Source organism: Flavobacterium flavipigmentatum (genome assembly GCF_020911905.1).
GTDB lineage: Bacteria > Bacteroidota > Bacteroidia > Flavobacteriales > Flavobacteriaceae > Flavobacterium > Flavobacterium flavipigmentatum.
Genome location: NZ_CP087133.1, coordinates 1,734,861 through 1,758,153, shown reverse-complemented (window position 1 = coordinate 1,758,153; position 23,293 = coordinate 1,734,861). Strand labels below are relative to the sequence as shown.

Below are 23,293 nucleotides of genomic sequence, written 5' to 3'. Positions count from 1 at the left end.
AATTTTCTTAATAAATATTATTTCATAGCTACTTTAGCCACAACTGCCTTAACAGTATCGATAACTGCTTTTACAGTATCGTTTACAGCACTAGTACTATCTTTGGTTGCTTCAGCTCCTTCAGCTGTTTTTTCTGCAGCTGCTGCAGCTTTGATATCCTGAGATAATGTAGTTTTCTCGCTCAACCATTTTTTGTATTCTGCCGGAGAATCAACCACAATTTTCATTTGCATGTTGTAATGCGATGCACCACAAATTTTATTACATAATAATAAATAATCAAATGTATAAGGATCTAAAGCCGTTCCGCCTTGTGCAACTAATTCAGCACTTTTTAAAGCTCTAATTTTGTTGATGTTTGCTATTTTTTCAACCATAAAAGGCAACTCTCTGTATTCTGCAGTTGTATAAGTTGGAATAAAAGCAAATTCAGTTACCATACCAGGAACACAGTTCATTTGCGCTCTAAAATGAGGCATGTAAGCTGAGTGCAATACATCTTGAGAACGCATTTTGAAATGTACTTTTTTTCCTTTCGGAATATGCAATTCAGAAACAATTATATCATCCTGAGCGTTAGGATCAGACATATCAACACCTAAAGTATTAATACCTTCAATCAAACGAACATTTGCTTTTCCTAATACGTTATCTTGACCTGCATATCTTGCTGTCCATTTAAATTGTTGTGCGTATAATTCGATTTCAATAACATCTTCATCTTTATCAACAAACATAATGTTATTCCAAGCATATAGCCCGTAAAGAATCAAAACTGCTAAAACAACTGAAGGGATAATACTCCAAATTGCTTCTAATTTATTACTATCAGCAAAAAACAATGCTTTTTTATCTTTATTCCCTTTATATTTAAAAGAAAACCAATATAGTAAACCTTGCGTAATAATTTGAACTGTAAAGATTAATACCCAAGTAATGTTCATCAAACTGTCTACTAAAGAACCATGCTCTGAAGCTGGAGTATGAAGTGCTAAATTACCCCATTTTAATAAACCATAAATTGTAAATATATATATAAAGGCCAAAAACCCGAACATAATATATCCCTGAACATTATTATCATTATCTGATGCAACTTGTGAATCGTCCGAAGAAGATCCTACTTGAGTAAGATCAAAAATCTTGGTCAATTGCCACAAAGCAACTGCTAATAAAACTAAAACTATAATTACCAACAAACTTGTCATCTGTTTATTTCTTTAAATATTAATAATGAAAATGTTTACTTTCTTCTATAAAAGGATTTCTTTTTGCCAACAAAGGAGATTTAGTCAATGCTGTGAAAACAACAAAAATAAACAAACCTAGGAAGAAAAGAATAGATGCAATTTCAGAAACTCCAATGAACCATTTATCTCCAACTGTACCCGGCATAATCATATTAAAGAAATCAACATAATGACCTAATAGAATAACAATACCAGCCATTACAATAACCCAACTAATACGTTTGAAATCTGTGTTAATTAATATCAATAATGGGAATACAAAATTCATCACGACAGCACCAAAGAAAGGCAAGTTGTATAATTGAATTCTTGTGACAAAATAAGTAACCTCTTCAGGAATATTTGCGTACCAGATCAACATAAATTGAGAGAACCATAAATATGTCCAAAATACACTAATCCCAAACATAAATTTTGCTAAATCGTGAATGTGACTTGTATTTACATATTCTAAATATCCTTTAGATTTTAAGTATATAGTAACCAAAGCGATTGTCGTAATACCACTTACAAAGAAAGAAGCAAATACATACCAACCAAATAATGTACTGAACCAATGTGGATCAAAAGACATAATCCAGTCCCAAGACATAATAGATTCAGAAACAATAAAGAAAACTAAAAATCCAGCAGATTGTTTGAAATTCTTTTTATAGTTTAAATCGTCATTAGCTTCATCCTGAGCCAAACAATTTTTTCTAGAATAGTAACGATATAAGTTCCATCCTAATAAAAATATTGCAGCTCTAGCGATCCAAAACGGAAAATTTAAATAACCCGCTTTACCAGCAATAATAGCATCATAATGCTCACTCTTAGGATCTGTAACTTCTTCACCCAACCAAACAAAAATATGATTGAAATGCAATCCGCAAAGGACCAAAATAATAAAGAAAATTACAGAACCAACAGGCAAATAAGCCGTTATACCCTGCATAACTCTAAAAAGTACCGGAGACCAGCCTGCTTGAGCTACTTGCTGAATAGCATAAAATGCCAAAACACCCATAGAAAGCAACAAGAAGAAAATACAAGCAACGTACAACGCAGACCAAGGCTTGTTTTGTAATTGGTGTAAAACGTGAGTTAAATGTTCTTTGTTTTCATCCTTAGCGCCAACTTTTGCGTGCTCTCCACCTTCGTGTGATTCATGCTCAGTAACAGCAACTTCGTGATGACCTGCTTCTTTATGCGAAGTCTCTGCTGTCTCTCCGTGAGCAGCACCGTGTCCGCCATTTGCATCTGCAGCTAGTAATTTTTCAACTTCTTGAATATCTTTAGGAGCACTTAAAAAACCATACCCAATTCCTAATATACCAACGGCCATTAGAATGATAGAAAAAGTTTTTAATTTACTTGAAAATGTATACATATCTATTACGATCAGTTTGTTCAACAATTATAATTGGCTTTTTAGTTTTAGAACATAGTCAGCAACTAACCAACGTTCGTGGGCACTTAATTGATTTGCATGGGAACCCATTGAATTTAAACCATAAGTTACAACATGAAAGACACTCCCTTCAGTAATAACTCTGTCTTTATAACTAGGTACTCCAAGAAATTTTTCTCTCTCAACCAATTTACCTTTACCGTTTCCAGATGCACCATGACAACTGATACAATAAATTTCAAAAAGTTCTTTACCTTTTTCAGAATTTCTTTCAGCAGGAGCCAAAGGTGACATTAAATTAGCTTTAGCCAATTCATAACCTTCAGTGGTATTTGGGTATTCATAAGGCACAAAACCTCTATTGATAGTTCCTTCTGCAGGAAGTTGTCCTTCTTTTCCTCCCTTAAATACTTTTGCTTCTGAATAAGTTTCATACCCTACAGATTCATACATATTTGGGAAATACTGATAGTTTGGTGCCGAATTATTGTGGCAAGATGAAACTAAAATAGTTATACCAACTAAAAGTGTTATTTTATATATCCTTTTCATAGCTACAATTAATTCTTTTCAATTACTTTAACTTCAACAGCTCCTGTACCTTCGAAAAAAGAAACTAGTTCTGCTTCGTTATTGTTTACAGCAACTTCCATTAAAAAATGGTCATCTGTTGTTCTTACATCAGGATTTTCAGCTTCTTTAAATGGCCATAATCTACTTCTCATATAGAAAGTTATTACCATTAAGTGGGCAGCAAAAAATACTGTCATCTCAAACATAATAGGCACAAATGCTGGCATATTCTGAATGAAACTAAAACTTGGTTTTCCACCAATATCCTGAGGCCAGTCATGAATCATTATATAACTCATCATAGTTGTTGCAACAGAAATACCAACACAACCATATAAGAAAGCACAAATAGCTAATCTTGTTGGTGCTAAACCCATAGCTTTATCCAAACCGTGAACAGGGAATGGAGTAAAAACTTCTTCAATATGATGATGCGCAGCTCTGGTTTTCTTTACTGCATCCATCAAAATATCATCGTCATTATAAATGGCGTATATTACTTTATTACTCATGATGTGAATCTTTATTTGCTCTTTCTCTAATATAGTTATCTCCTGTTCCTTTCAAAATTGTTTTTACCTCTGCCTGAGCAATTACAGGGAATGTTCTTGAGTACAGTAAAAATAATACAAAGAAGAAACCAATTGTTCCGATGAAAATTCCAATATCAACAAATGTTGGTGAAAACATTGTCCAAGAAGATGGAAGATAATCTCTATGTAAAGAAGTAACGATAATTACGAATCTTTCAAACCACATTCCGATGTTTACCACAATCGAAATAATAAATGAAAACATGATACTTGTTCTTAGTTTTTTGAACCACATAAATTGTGGAGAAAAAACGTTACAAGTCATCATTGACCAATATGCCCACCAGTAAGGTCCGGTAGCTCTGTTTAAGAAAGCGTATTGCTCATATTCAACTCCTGAATACCATGCTACGAATAACTCGGTAATATAAGCGACTCCAACAATAGAACCAGTAATCATGATTACTATATTCATCAATTCTATGTGTTGTAAAGTAATATAAGCTTCAAGATTAGAAACTTTTCTCATAACGATAAGCAAGGTATTTACCATGGCAAATCCTGAGAATACCGCTCCAGCAACGAAGTACGGAGGAAAAATTGTAGTATGCCATCCTGGAATTACAGAAGTAGCAAAGTCCATCGATACAATAGTATGTACAGAAAGTACAAGTGGTGTAGCCAAACCTGCAAGTACCAAAGATACTTCTTCAAAACGTTGCCAGTCTTTTGCTCTTCCACTCCATCCAAAACTAAGGATAGAATATACTTTTTTTGTAAAAGGTGTAACTGCTCTATCACGTAACATTGCAAAATCAGGAAGTAAACCAGTCCACCAGAAAACTAATGATACCGAAAGATACGTTGAAATTGCGAATACATCCCAAAGTAATGGCGAGTTAAAGTTTACCCAAAGAGATCCAAACTGATTTGGAATAGGTAAAACCCAATACGCTAACCATGGACGACCCATGTGAATGATTGGAAATAAACCAGCCTGAACTACCGAGAAAATAGTCATTGCTTCTGCAGAACGGTTAATCGCCATTCTCCAACGTTGACGGAAAAGTAATAATACCGCAGAAATCAATGTTCCGGCGTGACCAATACCAACCCACCAAACGAAGTTCGTGATATCCCAAGCCCAACCAACTGTTTTATTTAATCCCCAAGTTCCGATACCGGTAGATACGGTGTATATTATACAGCCTAATCCCCAAAGGAAGGCTATTAATGCGATTGAAAATACAATCCACCAATGTTTATTTGCAGGACCTTCAACAGGCGCAGCTACATCTACTGTTACGTCGTGATAAGATTTATCACCTATAACTAAAGGTTTTCTAATGGGTGCTTCGTAATGAGACGACATAATCCTTTATATTGTTTCTTAATTAATAATTTTTTGTACTACGTATTTCTAACTTTAACATGGTAAACCACATTAGGTTTTGTTCCAACATGTTCCAACAAGTGATATGATCTTTCGTCAGCAGCCAACTTAGCCACTTTACTTTCTTTATCATTAACATCACCAAATATCATCGCTCCAGAAGAACAAGCACTTGAACATGCTGTTTGGAATTCTCCGTCAACAACTGGGCGACCTTCTTTTTTAGCTTTTAATATAGTAGCTTGTGTCATTTGAATACACATAGAACATTTCTCCATAACTCCACGAGAACGAACATTTACGTCTGGGTTTAATACCATACGACCTAAATCATCATTCATGTGATAATCAAATTCACTGTTTTTGTTGTACAAGAACCAGTTAAAACGACGTACTTTATAAGGACAGTTGTTGGCACAATAACGAGTACCTACACATCTGTTGTATGCCATGTGGTTTTGACCTTGACGACTGTGAGATGTTGCAGCAACAGGACAAACAGTTTCACACGGTGCGTGGTTACAATGTTGACACATTACAGGCTGGAAAGCAACTTGAGGATTATCTCCTGCTTTTTCCATCTCATTAAAAGTAGACAATGAACTAGATAAACCAGCAATATTCTCTTTTCTTTCATTATCGCCTTCAAAAGTACTTTCTGAAGAGTAATATCTGTCAATACGCAACCAGTGCATATCACGACTTCTTCTTACCTCTGCTTTTCCAACAACAGGAACATTGTTTTCAGCATGACAAGCAATAACACATGCTCCACAACCTGTACAAGCGTTCAAATCTATAGAAAGATTAAAGTGATGTCCTGTAGAACGATCAAATGATTCCCATAAATCAACTGTTGTAGCTTTAACTTCTTCGTGATCTAAAGATACCATTGGTTGTTCGTTCCAATATTCTGCATCTTTTTCATTGAAAATCTTAAGAGTAGTTTCTTTAATGATATCTCCTCTACCCATTAATGTTTTCTGCCCTTGAACACAAGCAAACTCATGCTCTCCATTTGCTTTCGCAATAGAAACAGATTGAACACTATTAAAATTTTTATATAAAGCGTAAGCGTTTAAACCTACCTGCATTTCGTCTTTTAAAGCAGCCTTACGACCATAACCAACAGCTAAACCTAGTGTACCAACAGCTTGTCCTGGTTGAACAATTACAGGTACATTTTCGAGTTTTAAACCGTCAGCAGTAGTAATTGTAGCATAGCTTCCGTTTAAACCACCGTTTGCAACAATTTCATTAGATAATCCAAGTTTTTTGGCATCTGCATTCGAAACGGTTACGTAATTATCCCAAGAAACTCTTGTAATTGGATCTGGAAACTCTTGCAACCAAGGATTGTTTGCTTGTTGCCCGTCACCTAAACCAGTTTTTGTGTACAATACTAACTCAAAATCACCAATAGATTTTGATTTAGACAAGGCACTAGCAGCAGCAGAATAGTCATAAGAACCTCCTGTTAAAGCTGTAGATCCTAACACAAAAACACCATCATGCAAAACTTGATTCCAAGAAGAACCTGCAATAATACCACCCGAATTGGCTTTGATATAATCGTAAAAAGTTCCAGGAGTTCCGTTTAATGATAGTAAAACATCTTGAAATTGTTTTGTATTGAAAATAGGACGAATGGTTGGCTGAGTCAAGCTATACGTTCCTTTTGTAATCATAACATCACCCCAAGCTTCTAAATAATGAGGAGCTGGAGCAGCAATAGTAGTAAGTAAAGCGGTCTCATCTTCTTTTAAAGAAAATGCAACAGAAGTTTTTACTTTTTTCAATCCAGCTTCAAAAGAAGCAGCATCTGCCAAAGTATACACTGGATTAACTCCACTCATAATTAAAGTATGAACACTTCCTGCGTTCATGTCTTTTAATAGTTGTGCAACTGTAGCGTTAGAACCTTTTCTAATTTGTCTTGTACCAGCAGTATTAAAAGCTTCGCTAGCCAATACCTGATTGATAGCCAAAACTAATAATTGTGCATTTTTATCTTCTAAGCCCGATACTAAAACTCCTTTAGAACCGGCAGCTTTAAGCTGTTGAGCAGCTTTTACAACTTCGTTTTTAAAGGCAGCCTCTAAAGAGACAGCAACATTAGCACCTACAACTATATTATATATTTGAACTAGAGCTTGCTTTTGATTAGATATAGTCATTGGAACACGCTTATCAGCAGCAGCTCCAGATAATGTCATATTTGATTCGAACTGAAAATGACGAGACATTTTTCCGTTTTGAGGAATACGTCCTTTGGCATAACCAGCATCGTATCCACCACCTTGCCAATCTCCTAAGAAATCAGCTCCAACAGAAACAATTAAAGAAGCTTTTGAAAAATCATAATCAACCAAAGCTCTTTCTCCGTAAACAGTTTCGAATGCATCTAAAGCTTCCGAAGAAGAAACAGCATCGTAAACGACATGTTTTGCATTTGGATTTTTAGCAATAAATTCACCAATTAATTTCTCAGTTGATGGACTTGCCAAAGTATTAGTCAACAATACAACTTGTCCTCCTTTTGCTTTTGCGTCAGCAATACTTGATTTAATTTTCAAATCAACTGCAGACCAAGTAGTATCTTTTCCTTCCAACTTAGGTTCTTTCAAACGCATACTATCGTATAATGACAGGATAGACGCATGAATTCTAGCATTGGCAGAAAACTTAGCTCCAGAAATAGTATTGTTATCAATCTTAATTGGACGACCTTCGCGAGTTTTTACCAAAAGGTTGGCAAAATCAAAACCATCAAAAACAGTAGTTGCATAATAATCTGCAACACCAGGAATGATTTGTTCTGGTTGCAACACATAAGGTATCGACTTGTGAACAGGACCTTCGCAAGCAGCAAGAGTTACGGCCGCAGTACTAAATCCTACGTACTTTAAAAAGTCACGACGTGAAGTTCCAGATGTAGCTAAAGCATCTGCATTCCCTAAGAATTCATCAGTAGGAATTTCTTCAACAAATTCGTTATTTCTAAGCGCCTCAACAATAGAACTATTTTCTAGTTCTTCAACACTTTTCCAGTATTTTTTGTTTGATGACATTTTATATAAATATTAAAATCTTAATAATTCGATTAATAGTGGCATTTGCCGCATTCTAAACCTCCCATTTGCGCTGCAGTCAATTTTTCTACACCGTATTTTTTAGAAAGTTCAGCATGAATTTTATCATAGTATGCATTTCCTTCCATCTTAACATCGGTTTTTCTATGGCAATCAATACACCATCCCATTGTTAATTTAGAATATTGCTTCATGATTTCAAACTCTTCAACCGGACCGTGACAAGTCTGACATTCAACACCTGCAACAGATACGTGTTGTGAGTGGTTAAAATATACGAAATCAGGCAAATTATGAATACGAACCCATTTTACAGGCTGTGTTTTTCCGGTATAAGTTTGTGTTGCCTTATCCCATCCAACAGCATCATATAATTTTTGAATTTCACCATCATAGAATGCTTTACTGTACTCAGGAGTAGCAGTAGTTTCAGCAACCTCAGCAATGTTTTTATGACAGTTCATACAAATATTCAAAGAAGGAATACCAGCATTTTTACTAACACGAGCAGCAGAGTGACAATACTTACAATTGATCTCGTTGTCACCAGCGTGAATCTTGTGAGAATAATGAATTGGCTGAATTGGCTCATAATTCTGATCTACACCCACTTGCATCAAGTATCCATAAACAAAATACCCACTAGCAAGAAGCAAAAATATAGATGTTACCAGTACTAAAAATTGATTTCTAGCAAAAGCTTTCCAAATTGGAGTTGTAGGCGCTTTGGGAGCAACCTCAATACCATTTTTACTCGCAACCTTAGTTAAAACTTTGTTCACCATGAACAACATCACAACCAAAATAGCCATCACAAGCGCCAGAGCACCTAAAATAATATTATTTGAGACACCACCACCTTCAACTTTAGTATTTGGAGGCGAAGCTGGTGACATTGCAACAGGTTCAGCTTTGACTTCAGAAGTATAAGCGATAATATTATCAATATCACCTTCAGACAATTGAGGAAAAGCAGTCATGACAGACTTGTTATATTCCTCAAACAATTTTACTGCAACAGCGTCTCCTGACTTAATCATTTCAGAGCTGTTGTGAACCCACTTGTAGATCCACGCCATATCATGCTTAGCAGCAACTCCTCTTAAAGCAGGACCTGTTGATTTGGCATCTAATTTGTGACATGCAGCGCAATTTGCATTAAAAAGTTCTTTCCCTTTTACTGGATCACCACCTGTAGTTGCAGCAGGAGCAGCAGCATCAGGTGCTGCCGGAGCAGCAGCTTCTTGAGCAAATGAAGTTAGGGAGAAAATAAACGTTAGCGATAAGCTAAGCAGCAATTTTCTTGAGATCGAATTATGGTTACCCACCTTTTTCATATAGTATAAAATTATCTACTAATTTTTGGTATGATTTTTTCTGTAACAAATGAACAAAAAAACAATACCTTCTTTTAAAACTTGGACAAAAATACGACTTATGAACTATTCTTAAAACCTTAAAATACTCTTAAATATCAATTTATATTAATTCTAAATAATATTAAAATTTTACAAACAGACTTTAAATACTATTTTTGCATAAAAACCATCACATTATGAGAATTTTAACCCCATCTAGTAGAGTTTTCTTTACATTAACAATGTTCACTTTAGCATACAATATTAATGCACAAGACCAAAATTTAACAGTAAACCAAGATCCTAAATTTGAACAATTATTGAATGATAAACGCAAAATTAACACGTCAATAAATACAAATGAAACATATAAAATTCAAATATTTAGTGGCAAAAGCGAGGAAGCAAAAAAAACGTTAGCAGACTTTAAAAGAGAATTTAGCGATATCGATGGAACAATAATTTTTAATACTCCGAACTATAAAGTTATGGTGGGGAATTTTAAAACCCGAATCGAAGCCGAACGTAATTTAATCGAAATTAAAAAAAGATACAAAAGTGTTTTTCTTCTAAAGCCTTCAAAATAAAATCCTCATAGCAGAAAAAAATGCCACTTTTATGAGTGGCATTTTTTATATGCAGAATTTCAGCTTTTTAGAACCTAAACCAATTTATTTATCTTAAAGTTACTTAACTCTTTCTGTATTCGCTTGTGCCTTTCACTCCCTTTTTCTACACGATCAAACAGAGGTTTTGCACCCATTATTAAATAAGAATCTACTTTTTCCTTTTTTATCCTAAATAGCAATATAATCTGTCTCAACTGTCAAATACGGAAATACAACTGCTTTAATATAAAATGAATCGCATTCTAGATTTCAGGTTCTAAAAGACTAGTATTCTTCATCTGTTGTAAAAAATTTAAAATAAAAACTAAAACGATAAATTTATATTTTTTTATAATAATTAAATTTAACATCCTGCTCTTTTATCATTTGATATATGACAGAATTAATCTTTCTTTTAATTCAAAAAAGATAATTTCTTCATTTTTAATATGATTCAAGAGTCAAACAAATGCGCATTTAATTGTATCATTTTTCTTATTTCATAAATCGATGAAATTACTAAACTTCGAAAATGATCGATTTACTTTAAAGCAAAAAAAGCCCCAACTTTTGTTGAGACTTTATGTTATAATTTTTAAAGTAGCTATCTTTTCAGCAAACTTAATTTACCACTTTAATTCCATCCGCCAGAAAACTAATTTCTTCTTTTGGAGCCGTAATAGCATCTATTTCTGCCTTTGTTTTTTTAGCATCTTTTGCATAATGTTTCAATTCTTTAACAGAGGTAATTTTCTTCTCAGCAACACCTTCTAAAACAACATGTTTTCCTTTTAAAGCCGTTGGAACAAAAAAAGCATAATCCTTCATTTTTACAAAGAAAGGAGAACCGTCTTCTGTCTTAATAGTGAGCCAACATCCTTTCTTAGGACAAACATCGGTCACCAGACCTTTTACCACAACATTTTCTGCTTTACTGGTACTTTCTAGCTTACTTTCTAACTTTTCGACAGAGATTGCTTTCTCTTCAGATACTTTGTTAACATTGGCACCGTAATAATCACCAACCAAAGCATTACCCGCTGGCGGAGCAACTTTTATATCTTCACCTTCTTGCGAGAAGGAAACAGTTGACATACAGATCGACAAAAGAAATGAGTATAGGAATGGTTTCATAAGCAAATATTTTTTATCAAAAATAATATAAAATTTAAAACAAATAACATATTATTTCAACCACCATCAACAAAGGAAACTGAAATTTTTATCGTGTATCCCAATAAAAAAAGTCCCAACTTTCGATGGGACTTTAAAATATAAATATTGAATTTTATTTCAATTTCTTTTTGATAGCAACTTCGTGATAAGCTTCAATAACATCTCTTTCTTCAATGTCGTTGTAACCTTTTATTTGAATACCACAATCGTAACCTTTAGAAACTTCTTTTACGTCGTCTTTGAAACGTTTTAAAGCAATAAGGTCTCCAGTATGCACTACAACTCCTTCTCTAATAACTCTAATTTTAGAAGTTCTCATAATCTTACCATCCATCACCATACATCCGGCAATAGAACCTACTTTAGAAATTTTGAAAATCTCACGAATTTCAGCAGTTCCAAGAATTTCTTCTTTCATCTCTGGAGCTAACATTCCTTCCATCGCATCTTTTAAGTCATCGATAGCCGCGTAGATAATAGAATAATAACGGATATCGATTTCTTCTTTATCTGCCAATTGTCTGGCATTACCAGCAGGACGAACGTTAAATCCGATAATAATCGCATCAGAGGCAGAAGCCAACATAACGTCAGTCTCTGTAATTGCTCCAACACCTTTGTGTATGATATTAATTTGAATTTCTTCTGTAGAAAGTTTAGAGAACGAATCTGATAATGCTTCTACAGATCCATCAACGTCTCCTTTAAGGATTACGTTCAACTCTTTAAACTGACCAAGTGCAATACGACGACCAATTTCATCAAGCGTAATATGACGTTGTGTACGTACGGATTGCTCACGCATTAATTGAGAACGTTTAGATGCAATTTGTTTCGCTTCTTTTTCGTCTTCAAAAACATTAAATTTATCTCCCGCTGTTGCAGCACCATCTAAACCTAAAACAGATACCGGAGTCGAAGGACCAGCTTGAAGAACTATATGCCCTCTTTCGTCATGCATCGCTTTGATTTTACCATGATGTTTCCCTGCCAACATGTAATCTCCAACTTTTAAAGTACCATGTTGTACTAAAATAGTAGACACATATCCTTTTCCTTTATCCAAGAAAGCCTCAACAACTGTTCCTTGAGCCGCTTTATTTGGATTCGATTTTAAATCTAAAATTTCAGCTTCTAATAATACTTTTTCTAATAATTCTTTCACACCCGTTCCTACTTTTGCAGAAATATCATGCGATTGAATTTTTCCACCCCAATCCTCAACAAGTAAATTCATACCTGCCAATTTCTCTTTTATCTTTTCAACGTTAGAGTTTGGTTTATCAATTTTGTTGATGGCAAAAATAATTGGAACGCCAGCTGCTTGAGCATGACTTATAGCCTCCTTTGTTTGTGGCATGATATCATCATCCGCAGCAATTACAATAATGGCAATATCGGTAACTTGTGCCCCACGTGCACGCATCGCTGTAAACGCTTCGTGACCCGGTGTATCTAAAAATGCTATTTTTTGACCGTTATCCAAAGTTACTCCGTAAGCTCCAATGTGTTGTGTAATACCTCCCGACTCACCAGCGATAACATTTTCTTTACGAATATAATCCAGTAAAGATGTTTTACCGTGATCGACGTGACCCATTACAGTAACAATTGGTGCTCTAAATACTAAATCTTCTTCTTTATCAGCAACAACTTCGATAGCTTCTTCGATATCTACAGTTATAAACTCAACTTCGTAACCAAATTCATCCGCTACAATAGTTAACGTTTCTGCATCCAAACGTTGGTTCATGGTAACCATGATTCCAAGTGACATACAAGTTCCAATCACTTTCGTAATTGGCACATCCATCATGATAGCAATTTCACCTACTGTAACAAATTCTGTAACTTTAATAGTTTTACTTCCTTCATCAAGTGCTCTTTGCTCTTCATCAGATTTCTGACGGTGTGTATCTCTTTTATCTCTTCTGTATTTGGCCGCTTTTGATTTACCGCCTTTACCTTGAAGTTTTTCAAGAGTTTCTCTAATTTGGTTTTTTACTTCCTCTTCGGTAGGCTCTACTTTTGCAACAATTGCAGGACGGTTTCCTTTTACAAAACCAGGTCTTGCACTTCTATTAGCATTAAAACCACCTCCACCTGTATTTGGTGTAATTTTATTTGGGTTTGGAGTTCCCGGCGCATTTGCTGTCGCAGGTTTTGGCGCGCCCGGAGCGCCTGGCTTAGGAGCAATTCTTTTACGCTTATTTTTGTTAGCGTTATTGTTTGCACCTTGTGCTCCAGGTTTATTTGGAGTTATCTTTGGATCTTCTTTCTTTTTCTTAGGTTTATTAAATTGAGATAAATCAATTGTTTGTCCCGTAAGAGTAGTTCCAGATAATTTTTGATATTGCGTAGTGATCGTTTCTTCTGCAGTTCCTGGATCAGTTGACACAACAGGTTCAGGAGCTACTTTTGGAGACGCCACTTTTACTTCTTTTTTCTCAGTAATAATAGGTTTTTCTACTTTGTCTTGAGGAGTCACAGGAACTTCTGCTTTTACCTCTTCTTTTTGAACAGGCTTTTCGACTTCTGGCTGAATCACAACTTTTGGTTCTTCAACCTTGGCTGGTTCTTGGGCAGCCGCAACAGCAACTGCAGGTTTTTTTGGATTTAGATCAATCTTACCTACTTGAACAGGTCCTGTTACAACGGCTCTCGCTTTTATAACTTCTTGCTGCTTCTGACGTTCTTCGTCTTGTCTGCGTTTGTCCTCAATTTCTTTCTCACGTTCAACACGTAATGCTTCTTTCTCTTTTCTCTTCTCTTCTCCAACTTCTTTAGAAGCTTCCTTATTCCCCTTATCGCCCGCAAATTGGCTTTGTAGGATATTAAATTCGCTATCAGAAATTTTTGCATTTGGATTTGCGTCAATAGCAATTCCCTTATCTTTTAGATAATCAACAGCTCTTTCTAACGAAATATTTAATTCCCTTAAAACCTTGTTTATTCTTATTACTCTCTCTTCAGACATATAACCTTTTTATTATTACCTTTTTCGTTGTGTTGTTAGAGCAGATAACTAGCTATCAAACTCTTCTTTTAGTATTTTCATAACATCAAGAATAGTTTCCTCTTCTAAATCTGTTCTTCTTACTAAATCTTCTACTTCTTGTTTTAGGATACTTCTAGCTGTATCCAAACCTATTTTTGCAAACTCTTCGATCACCCAGCCTTCAATTTCATCAGAAAACTCAGTTAATTCAACGTCGTCGTCCTCGCCACTAGCAACATCACCTTCTCTGATAACATCTAACTCGTAACCTGTTAGCTGACCCGCTAATTTTATATTGTGACCTCCTCTACCAATTGCTTTAGAAACTTCTTCTAATTTCAAGAAAACTTCCGCTCTTTTATTTTCCTCATCAATTTTGATTGAAGAAACTTTGGCAGGGCTTAAAGCTCTTGTAATAAACAATTGAATATTGCTGGTATAATTGATGACATCGATATTTTCGTTTCCTAACTCACGAACAATTCCGTGAATACGTGATCCTTTCATACCTACACAAGCTCCAACAGGATCAATTCTATCATCATAAGAATCGACTGCTACTTTTGCTTTCTCGCCAGGAATACGCACTACATTTTTTACAGTAATCAAACCGTCAAATACTTCCGGGATTTCTTGTTCAAATAATTTCTCTAAGAACTTTTCTGAAGTTCTAGACATAATAATCTGAGGTTTGTTTCCTTTTAACTCTACGCTTTCGATGATTCCGCGAACGTTATCTCCTTTACGGAAAAAGTCAGATGGAATTTGTTTCTCCTTTGGAAGCACAATTTCGTTTCCTTCATCATCTACCAAGATAACTACTCTAGGACGTACGTGGTGTACTTCGGCAGTATAAATATCACCGATAATGTCTTTAAATTGTTTGTAAAGATTGGTGTTATCGTGTTCGTGAATTTTAGATATTAAGTTTTGACGCAAAGCCAAAATAGCTCTTCTTCCTAAATCAATCAATTTTACCTCTTCAGAAACTTCTTCACCGATTTCAAAATCAGCTTCGATCATTCTTGCCTCTGTTAAAGTAATTTCTTCATTTTCAAAATCAAGATCTTCGTCAGCAACGATTACTCTTCGTCTCCAAATCTCCATATCTCCTTTATCAGGATTTATGATAATATCGAAGTTATCATCAGAACCGTATTTTTTCTTTAATGCATTTCTAAACACGTCCTCTAAAATTGCCATAAGCGTTACACGATCAATAAGTTTATTATCTTTAAACTCTGAGAATGAATCGATTAATGCTAAATTTTCCATGCGAATTCTTTAATTAAAATGTTACTGTAACAATTGCCTCTTTAATTTCTGTATAAGGTATTTGTTGCTTTTTTTGAACTGTTTCTTTTCCTTTTCCAACTTTTTTCGGTTCTCTTGCTTCCCAAGACAAAATTATAAAAACATCGTTAGCTTCTACCAATTCTGCTTCAATTTTTTCACTATTTGTAGTAACAATCAATGTTCTACCAATATTTTTGATGTATTGTCTTGTAAATTTCAATGGAGACCCTACTCCAACAGATGCTACTTCAAGAGAAAAATCCTGCTCTTCACGATCCAGATTATTCTCGATGGCACGACTGATGTCAATGCAATCCTGCAGCGCCACTCCTTCATCTCCGTCTAACCCCACACTGATCTTGAATGAGTCTGAAATACTCAAATCAATCAAAAAGATCGATGGCTTTTCTAAAAGAGCCTCAGTTATTAATGTGTTTACTTTTTCTTTAAATGTCATAATTTTATAAAAAGAGGGGACACTTAGTCCCCTCATTATTTAGATTTTAATAAATAACGGTGCAAATATAGTGTTTTTTTTATAAATCAAAATAAATAGATTGCTCTAAAAATATTTCTTATCTTTATAGTAGCATTAAAACAAAAGATTTTTTATTATTTAACCCCAAAAACCATGAAACGAATTCTAGTACCCACTGACTTCTCAAAACACGCAGAAGACGCTTTAAAAGTAGCCGCACAAATTGCAAAAAAAAACGATGCAGAAATCGTTATTTTACACATTCTTGAATTACCTAGTCAAATGAACGATGCAATCCTGGGTGGCGCAAGCATTCCAGAAACCATGCTTTTTATGAAAAAAGCCAACGAAACACTGGACGAAATTGCATCCAAAACATTCTTAGACGGCATTCCTGTAACAGAAATTGCAAAAATAGACAAACCTATTCATGGAATCACTCAAATTAGCAAAGAGCACAATATCGATTTGATTGTAATGGGATCTCACGGCTCTTCTGGACTTGAAGAATTACTCATCGGATCGAATACTGAGAAAGTAGTTCGAAATTCAGATATACCAGTTCTAGTGATCAAAAAAGACATTGCAAACTTTGATCCAAAGAATGTTGTTTTCGCATCTGATTTTACAGAAGAAACCAAAAAACCATTTGAAAAACTATTAAAATTCACAAAATTATTCAACACAAAACTACATTTAGTGATGATTTGCACACCTAACAGCTTCAAACCAACACATGTGGCAGAGAAAGCAATGAATGATTTTGTTTCAGAATTTAATTTAACCAATTATTCAACGCAAATCTATAACGATACCAATATCGAAAAAGGAATTTTAAATTTTTCGAACAGCATCAATGCAGATATAATCGGGATGTCCACACACGGAAGAACCGGTTTTGCACACTTTTTTAACGGAAGCATTAGCGAAGGACTGGTAAATCATGCTGTAAGACCCGTTATTACTGTCAAAATTTAAATAGAAAATTTTTGATTTTGTAATTATCGAAAATTTATTGCATAAAAAAAGCCTCTCGATTGAGAGGCTTTTATGTTGGTCTACAAGGACTCGAACCTTGAAAGACTGCACCAAAAACAGTTGTGTTACCATTACACCATAGACCATCAGTGCGGTTAAGCGAGTGCAAATTTAAAGCTTTTTTTAGTTTGCGCAAACTTTTTGATAAAAAAATTTGATTTTTTTTTAATTTTTTTTCTTCTCAACCTCCAATATCTTCGCAAGTATTTCACAAACAATACATTACTTTTATCAAATAGTTTTATAGAATTTTTTGTTAATGCTCGTTTCTTTAAACAAAAAAACATTTTCTTTGTAGGATAGAAAACATACAAAATTTTAACACCAAAATATGGCACAATTCAATTTCAATAAATGGAATACAATTATTGGTTGGTTTGCATTTGCAATCGCTTTAATTACTTACACACTAACTGTTGAACCCACCATGAGTTTTTGGGATTGTGGCGAATACATTGCCACAGCAGCCAAACTTGAAGTAGGACATCCCCCGGGAGCTCCTTTGTACCAAATGATGGGTGCCTTTTTTGCTATGTTTGCCGTAGATGACCAACACATTGCCTTAATGGTAAACATGATGTCTGTTTTTTCTAGCGCATTTACCATTCTATTTTTGTTCTGGTCTTCTTCTATGGTTCTGAAAAAAATCTTAGCTCGCTTTGCAAATATTGACCAAAATAATTCGATTGTAATACTAGGAAGCTCTTTAGTTGGCGCGCTTGCTTATACTTTCTCAGACAGTTTTTGGTTTAATGCCGTAGAAGCCGAAGTATACGCGATGGCCTCACTATTAATTGCATTGCTTTTTTGGCTTGGACTTCGTTGGGAACAAGACATGGATACACCTAAAGGAAACAGATGGTTGTTGATTATTTCGCTCGTGATCGGACTCTCATTTGGTGTTCACTTCATGGCATTATTAACAATTCCTGCCATTGGATTCTTGTATTATTTTAAACATTACGAAAAAGTAACGATAAAAAACTTCATCATTGCCAATGTTGTAGTAATCTCTATTTTATTGTTTATCTTTAAATTGCTGCTACCACTAACGATGGCTTCTTTTGGAAAAACAGAAGTTTTTATGGTAAACAGTATGGGACTTCCTTTTAATTCAGGAACTATTTTTGTTGCCTTGGTACTGATTGCTTTCTTTTATTTTGGATTAAAATATACTAAACAAAAAGGACTCGTTTTTTACAACACTATCATTCTTTGTGTGTTATTTATTTTAATTGGTTTCTCGACCTGGTTTATGTTGCCTGTGCGCGCGAACGCCAATACCGTAATCAACGAGAACAAACCATCGGATGCCGCAGAGGTTCTTGCGTATTATAATCGTGAACAATACGGCGTAAACCCATTGTTTTACGGACCTCAATACACAGAAGTTTTTGCCGGACTTGATGCCAAAACTCCTTATTTAGACAAAAACCCTAACTACGAAAGAGATTACAAAACCGGTAAATATATTATTACCAACAATTATAAAAACGCAGAACAAAATTCTGATGATAATCAAAAAACGATTCTGCCGAGAATGTGGAGTACCGAATCGGGACACATCGAAAACTATATCAATTTTTCTAATCCTCCTCAGTTTAAGATAAATCCGAATTATAATTATGATGATGATTTGGCCAAATACGGAATTGATCCGACACAACTAAGTGAGGAAGAGTACGCAGCAGCAACCGCTCAGGTACGCAACGAGATCGAAAAAGTAGTTTCTCAATTTAGACAAGCTTATGCGCAAAAACAAATTGACAACGAAGGTTATGTAAAATTTTTAAAAAGTTACGGCGACTATTTAATCATAGAAAAACCAACAACTGTAGACAATTTTAGTTTTATGTTCGAATATCAGTTTGGATATATGTACTGGAGGTATTTGATGTGGAATTTTGTAGGACGCCAAAACGACATTCAAGGAAAATACGACAACTTGGACGGTAACTGGATCAGTGGAATCAAATTTATGGATTCGCTACACCTCGGTTCTCAAGACAATTTACCAACCGATGTTTTGAATAATAAAGGACGAAATGTTTATTTTTTCCTGCCTTTCATCTTAGGACTAATCGGTTTGATGTGGCATGCAAATAAAGATCTTAAAAGTTTTTATGTATTATTGGCCTTGTTTTTATTCACCGGAATTGCCTTAAAAATATACTTAAATGAAAGACCTTTTGAGCCTCGAGAAAGAGATTATGCGCTGGTCGGATCATTTTATGTGTTCGCCATTTGGATTGGTTTTGGCGTTTATTCGCTTTACGAAACCATTCAAAAATACATCACTCCAAAAATTGCAGGACCCGTTATTATTGTCGCAAGTTTATTGGCTGCTCCTGTTTTAATGGCTTCTCAGAACTGGGATGATCATGACAGATCCAACAAATATACTGCTGTTGCAATGGCAAAAGCGTATCTGAATTCTTGCGATAAAAATGCTATTCTATTCACTATTGGAGATAATGACACTTTCCCTCTTTGGTATGCTCAAGAAATTGAACACATTCGTACAGACGTAAAAATTGTCAATACGAGTCTTTTCATGACCGATTGGTATATTGACCAAATGAAAGCCAAATCATACGAATCTGAGCCTTTACCAATCTCTTTTACACATGCTGATTACGTTGGAGATAAATTAGATTATGTAGCCTATATTCCTAAAGTAGAAACACGTTGGGACATTAATGATTTCTTGAAATTTATCAAGCATCCAAAATCTACAGTTGGTCTGCAAAACGGGCAAACCATTCATTTTTATCCAACAAATAAAATTAGGCTAACCATCGATAAAAACAAGATCATCCAAAACAAGGTAGTCAATCCTCAATACAATGATTCTATTGTTCCTTATATGGATATCAATATCAAAGGCAGTGCTTTGTACAAAAACCGCCTGATGATGCTTGATATCCTAGCCAATAATGACTGGAAAAGACCGATCTATTTTAGCGGAGGAGCTTTTGATGACGAAGATTATCTTTGGCTAAAAGATTATTTGCAATTGGACGGAATGGTTTACAAATTGGTTCCGATTAAAAATACGCCTTCTAAAGATGGCGGACCAATGGATATGGGGCAGATTGATGCCGATAAAATGTATGACATTGTCATGAAATGGGACTGGGGCAACAGCAATGGAGACATTTATCATGATCCAGAAACCAGAAGAAACAGTATTACTTACCGTACCAATCTTTCTCGATTGATGAATCAATTAATTGCAGAAGGAAAAATAGATAAAGCCAAAAATGTGATCAATCTGGCGATGACAAAATTACCTCTTGACAAATATGGTTATTACTCATTGGTTGAGTCTTTTGCAGACGGCTATTATAAAGTTGGTGAAAAAGCAAAAGCGCAGGATTTGCTAAAAAAATTGGTCAAAAAATACACAGAGAACCTAAATTATTACAGCAAATTAACCTCTGGAGACCAATCTGATCTGGCAATGGATATCATTACCGATATCGAGCGTTACAGAAGTCTTTTACAAGTTATGAAAGACAATCATGACCAAGCACTCTATGAGAATCAAAAAACAACATTTAACACTTACGTGAATGTTTTTGAACGATTTGGCAGAGAAAAAGAATAATTTTTTGAATAAAAAATAATAAAAAATAGCGCTACCAATGGATAGCGCTATTTTTTTATCTCCTATTTTTTTTGGTGAAGAGACTGCAAAACACCTTTTCATTTCTCTTTTATCAAAAAAGCTACAACATATATCCTTTATTTTTGAATTTTCTCTTTCGAATAATTAAAAAAAATCGTAACTTTAATTAAGTCAAATGTCTTTAAATTATTCGAAAAAAAATGAGTTTCTACTGGATAAAAACAAACGCATTCATCAAAAGGATATTTTCTAAATATTGCTGGGACATTCCTAACAATGAAAAGAAAATATACTTGACTTTTGATGATGGACCAACTCCTGAAGTAACCAATTGGGTTCTCGATGAATTAAAAAAATACGAAGCAAAAGCTACTTTCTTTTGCATCGGAAAGAACATCAACTCCAATCCCGAATTATTTTCAAAAATAAAGAGTGAGAATCATTCTATCGGAAACCACACCTTCAACCATCTTAATGGTTGGAAAAGTGATACTAAAGACTATGTGAAAAATATTGAAGATTGTGCTGAAATTTTAAAAGCAAAAAAAAACACAACACCTCTGTTATTTCGTCCTCCTTATGGAAAAATAAAAAAAGGGCAATCTAGAATTTTGCGAAATCTAGGCTACAAAATCATCATGTGGGACGTTTTAAGTGCCGATTTTGACCAAAATATAACACCTCAAAAATGTCTTGAAAATGTAGTGAAAAACGTAAAATCAGGAAGCGTAATTGTCTTTCATGACAGCAAAAAAGCAGCGCAAAATTTAAAATTTGCTTTACCCAGAACCCTACATTATTTAAAAGAAAAAGGATTTGTTTTTGAAAGTATTCAGTAAACTTTAAAACTGTTCCTGAACGATTCCGATAATAGTATTGGCGTCAAGTTCTCCAGATTGTCTCCAGATCATCTGCCCTTCTTTATAAATCATCAGCGTAGGAAGGCCTTTGATTCTGAGTGCGTCTGCCAGTTCTTGATTTTTATCTACATCAATTTTAATCACTTTTGCTTTATCACCAAGCGCAGCGGCAACATCCTTAATAACAGGATGCATAGATATTGACGATTCATTCCAGTCTGTGTAAAAATCTATTAACACAGGAACTTGGGCATTTATTAATTCTCCAAATTTTGACATAAAACCAAAAATTTAAATTTTTTTAAATCTACTAAAAGAGATAAATATTATACAAATGTAGCATTTTTACCGAATTAAGCCACATTGTTCCCTTTTTTTAGTTCAATCACCGTTATTTCTGGCATAATTCCCACACGACCAGGATAGGCGTGAAAACCAAAACCACGATTTACATACACATAGCGACCAGCGTTCTCGTACAATCCTGCCCATTGTTTATAAATATATTGCGCCAAGCTCCACTTGAAATAGCCCGGAATTTCTATTCCAAACTGCATTCCGTGGGTATGACCCGAAAGTGTCAAATGAAAGTTTTTAGGATGCTCCTTTATTTCATACTCCCAATGACTTGGATCGTGGCTCATTACAATCTTAAAATCGTCTGGAGCCAGATTTTGAGAGGCTTTATTCAAATCTCCCGCTTTTTTAAAATTTTGCCCCCAATTTTCTACACCAACCAAGGCTATTTTATCTTCCCCTTTTTGAATATAAGTATGCTCATTTAGCATAAGATTGAAACCAATTTGACTGTATAATTTTTTGATTTCCTCAAAATTTTCATTTTTTTCCTTTTCAGATGGCCAAGTCACATATTCACCATAATCATGATTACCAAGCACCGAAAATTTTCCGTATTTGTAATTTTTTATTCTTTTAAAAGTCGTCAGCCACGGATGCATTTCTTTGGCATGTGTGTTGACAATATCTCCTGTAAACAAAATCATATCAGCTTCCTGCTCGTTTATCAAATCTATGGCATAATTGATTTTTTCAGGATTATCAAAACTACCACTATGTACATCAGAAATCTGAGTAATTTTAAATCCGTCAAAAGCATCTGGCAAATCTGGAAAAAATATGGTTTGTTTAATCACTTTATAATTGTACTTCCCTTCAAAAATTCCATAAATTAAAGACAAAAACGGCACTGCAGCTAATCCTAATGCTATTTGACTGATAAACTTTCGTCTGTCCGGCATCATCTCTCTACGAGGGGCATTGTACATCAAATAATTTAGAATGCTAGCTCCTATTCTAAAGACATCTTCGCCAAGTAAAATAACTGCGATTACTATTTTAGGAACATACACCAACAGCATCATACCCATCGTAAACATGGTTTGTTTTGTTTGCCCAATAGAACGATCGAATTGCGTAAAAGAATAAACAATAAAAATTAAAACAAGCAAGCTTATCACTTGATAACTCACCAAAACCCATCTAATTTTGATTAAAGTTCGGAGAGCCTGATAAGAATATATTTCTACGAATAAAAAAAGAGCACAAAGAATTAGAAAACGAAAGATCATGTGTTAAAAATTTTGAACAAAGTAACA

17 protein-coding genes and 1 tRNA gene are annotated in these 23,293 nt (G+C 34.6%); 4 read left to right on the top strand and 14 right to left on the bottom strand.

The features are described 5' to 3' along the window. Positions 1-17: 17 nt before the first annotated feature. From LNP22_RS07935 to LNP22_RS07905, 7 genes are read right to left on the bottom strand one after another with little or no spacing between them, the layout of a single operon-like run. Entirely contained in the window at positions 18-1,208 is a 1,191-nt protein-coding gene (locus tag LNP22_RS07935; RefSeq protein WP_229976063.1) for a cytochrome c oxidase subunit II, read from the bottom strand. Positions 1,209-1,227: 19 nt separating this feature from the next. Further along, on the bottom strand, positions 1,228-2,622 hold the full coding sequence (locus tag LNP22_RS07930; protein WP_229976062.1) for a cation-translocating P-type ATPase: 1,395 nt from the start codon (positions 2,620-2,622) through the stop codon (positions 1,228-1,230). Positions 2,623-2,649: 27 nt separating this feature from the next. Further along, a complete protein-coding gene (locus tag LNP22_RS07925) occupies positions 2,650-3,195 on the bottom strand; it encodes a c-type cytochrome (RefSeq protein WP_229976061.1) in 546 nt (181 codons plus the stop codon). Between the two features lie 8 nt (positions 3,196-3,203). Beyond that, entirely contained in the window at positions 3,204-3,728 is a 525-nt protein-coding gene (locus LNP22_RS07920; RefSeq protein ID WP_074660560.1) for a DUF3341 domain-containing protein, read from the bottom strand. After that, on the bottom strand, positions 3,721-5,121 hold the full coding sequence (gene nrfD, locus LNP22_RS07915) for an NrfD/PsrC family molybdoenzyme membrane anchor subunit (protein ID WP_210664581.1): 1,401 nt from the start codon (positions 5,119-5,121) through the stop codon (positions 3,721-3,723). Before nrfD ends, LNP22_RS07920 begins: the two co-directional genes overlap by 8 nt. A 38-nt stretch (positions 5,122-5,159) precedes the next feature. After that, positions 5,160-8,213 carry a TAT-variant-translocated molybdopterin oxidoreductase gene (locus tag LNP22_RS07910; RefSeq protein WP_229976060.1) on the bottom strand — a complete coding sequence of 1,018 codons (3,054 nt, stop codon included), beginning with the start codon at positions 8,211-8,213 and terminating at the stop codon, positions 5,160-5,162. A 32-nt stretch (positions 8,214-8,245) separates the two neighbouring features. After that, positions 8,246-9,571, bottom strand: coding sequence for a c-type cytochrome (locus tag LNP22_RS07905; protein WP_229976059.1), 1,326 nt, complete (start codon positions 9,569-9,571; stop codon positions 8,246-8,248). A gap of 218 nt (positions 9,572-9,789) precedes the next feature. Between LNP22_RS07905 and LNP22_RS07900 the strand changes: the two genes are divergently transcribed. Then, on the top strand, positions 9,790-10,179 hold the full coding sequence (locus tag LNP22_RS07900; RefSeq protein ID WP_210664578.1) for an SPOR domain-containing protein: 390 nt from the start codon (positions 9,790-9,792) through the stop codon (positions 10,177-10,179). 642 nt (positions 10,180-10,821) lie between these two features. Here LNP22_RS07900 and LNP22_RS07895 read toward each other — a convergent pair. From LNP22_RS07895 to rimP, 4 genes are all read right to left on the bottom strand, one after another. Next, the gene (locus LNP22_RS07895) at positions 10,822-11,334 is read right to left on the bottom strand and encodes a DUF4920 domain-containing protein (RefSeq protein ID WP_229976058.1); all 513 of its coding nucleotides are present in this window, start codon (positions 11,332-11,334) and stop codon (positions 10,822-10,824) included. Between the two features lie 154 nt (positions 11,335-11,488). Continuing rightward, on the bottom strand, positions 11,489-14,353 hold the full coding sequence (gene infB / locus LNP22_RS07890; RefSeq protein WP_229976057.1) for a translation initiation factor IF-2: 2,865 nt from the start codon (positions 14,351-14,353) through the stop codon (positions 11,489-11,491). A gap of 48 nt (positions 14,354-14,401) precedes the next feature. Beyond that, positions 14,402-15,649: a transcription termination factor NusA gene (nusA, locus tag LNP22_RS07885; protein ID WP_041516381.1), complete on the bottom strand. Its 1,248-nt coding sequence runs from the start codon at positions 15,647-15,649 to the stop codon at positions 14,402-14,404. A 13-nt stretch (positions 15,650-15,662) separates the two neighbouring features. Next, positions 15,663-16,127, bottom strand: a complete 465-nt coding sequence (gene rimP, locus LNP22_RS07880; protein WP_210664575.1) for a ribosome assembly cofactor RimP — start codon at positions 16,125-16,127, stop codon at positions 15,663-15,665. 174 nt (positions 16,128-16,301) lie between these two features. On the opposite strand from rimP, the gene LNP22_RS07875 reads away from it, so the two are divergent. Continuing rightward, on the top strand, positions 16,302-17,126 hold the full coding sequence (locus LNP22_RS07875; RefSeq protein WP_229976056.1) for a universal stress protein: 825 nt from the start codon (positions 16,302-16,304) through the stop codon (positions 17,124-17,126). Between the two features lie 75 nt (positions 17,127-17,201). Here LNP22_RS07875 and LNP22_RS07870 read toward each other — a convergent pair. Beyond that, a tRNA-Gln gene (locus tag LNP22_RS07870) sits at positions 17,202-17,272 on the bottom strand. A gap of 245 nt (positions 17,273-17,517) precedes the next feature. On the opposite strand from LNP22_RS07870, the gene LNP22_RS07865 reads away from it, so the two are divergent. Together LNP22_RS07865 and LNP22_RS07860 are read left to right on the top strand one after the other, a co-directional pair. Beyond that, positions 17,518-20,796 (top strand): glycosyltransferase family 117 protein, encoded by a 3,279-nt coding sequence (locus tag LNP22_RS07865; RefSeq protein ID WP_229976055.1) that lies wholly within the window; start codon positions 17,518-17,520, stop codon positions 20,794-20,796. 221 nt (positions 20,797-21,017) lie between these two features. Next, complete coding sequence (locus LNP22_RS07860) at positions 21,018-21,656, top strand: polysaccharide deacetylase family protein (protein ID WP_229976054.1); 639 nt, start codon at positions 21,018-21,020, stop codon at positions 21,654-21,656. Between the two features lie 3 nt (positions 21,657-21,659). On the opposite strand, the gene LNP22_RS07855 is transcribed toward LNP22_RS07860, so the two are convergent. Beyond that, on the bottom strand, positions 21,660-21,956 hold the full coding sequence (locus tag LNP22_RS07855) for a thioredoxin family protein (RefSeq protein WP_210664571.1): 297 nt from the start codon (positions 21,954-21,956) through the stop codon (positions 21,660-21,662). 74 nt (positions 21,957-22,030) lie between these two features. After that, the gene (locus LNP22_RS07850; RefSeq protein WP_229976053.1) at positions 22,031-23,266 is read right to left on the bottom strand and encodes a metallophosphoesterase; all 1,236 of its coding nucleotides are present in this window, start codon (positions 23,264-23,266) and stop codon (positions 22,031-22,033) included. Positions 23,267-23,293 lie beyond the last annotated feature (27 nt).

Coding starts and splice junctions, on each gene's coding strand:
- nusA (WP_041516381.1), bottom strand. CDS start 15,649: ATGGAAAATTTAGCATTAATCGATTCATTCTCAGAGTTTAAAGATAAT.
- LNP22_RS07850 (WP_229976053.1), bottom strand. CDS start 23,266: ATGATCTTTCGTTTTCTAATTCTTTGTGCTCTTTTTTTATTCGTAGAA.
- LNP22_RS07925 (WP_229976061.1), bottom strand. CDS start 3,195: ATGAAAAGGATATATAAAATAACACTTTTAGTTGGTATAACTATTTTA.
- LNP22_RS07860 (WP_229976054.1), top strand. CDS start 21,018: ATGAGTTTCTACTGGATAAAAACAAACGCATTCATCAAAAGGATATTT.
- LNP22_RS07865 (WP_229976055.1), top strand. CDS start 17,518: ATGGCACAATTCAATTTCAATAAATGGAATACAATTATTGGTTGGTTT.
- LNP22_RS07875 (WP_229976056.1), top strand. CDS start 16,302: ATGAAACGAATTCTAGTACCCACTGACTTCTCAAAACACGCAGAAGAC.
- LNP22_RS07895 (WP_229976058.1), bottom strand. CDS start 11,334: ATGAAACCATTCCTATACTCATTTCTTTTGTCGATCTGTATGTCAACT.
- LNP22_RS07910 (WP_229976060.1), bottom strand. CDS start 8,213: ATGTCATCAAACAAAAAATACTGGAAAAGTGTTGAAGAACTAGAAAAT.
- LNP22_RS07930 (WP_229976062.1), bottom strand. CDS start 2,622: ATGTATACATTTTCAAGTAAATTAAAAACTTTTTCTATCATTCTAATG.
- rimP (WP_210664575.1), bottom strand. CDS start 16,127: ATGACATTTAAAGAAAAAGTAAACACATTAATAACTGAGGCTCTTTTA.
- LNP22_RS07920 (WP_074660560.1), bottom strand. CDS start 3,728: ATGAGTAATAAAGTAATATACGCCATTTATAATGACGATGATATTTTG.
- infB (WP_229976057.1), bottom strand. CDS start 14,353: ATGTCTGAAGAGAGAGTAATAAGAATAAACAAGGTTTTAAGGGAATTA.
- LNP22_RS07855 (WP_210664571.1), bottom strand. CDS start 21,956: ATGTCAAAATTTGGAGAATTAATAAATGCCCAAGTTCCTGTGTTAATA.
- nrfD (WP_210664581.1), bottom strand. CDS start 5,121: ATGTCGTCTCATTACGAAGCACCCATTAGAAAACCTTTAGTTATAGGT.
- LNP22_RS07935 (WP_229976063.1), bottom strand. CDS start 1,208: ATGACAAGTTTGTTGGTAATTATAGTTTTAGTTTTATTAGCAGTTGCT.
- LNP22_RS07905 (WP_229976059.1), bottom strand. CDS start 9,571: ATGAAAAAGGTGGGTAACCATAATTCGATCTCAAGAAAATTGCTGCTT.
- LNP22_RS07900 (WP_210664578.1), top strand. CDS start 9,790: ATGAGAATTTTAACCCCATCTAGTAGAGTTTTCTTTACATTAACAATG.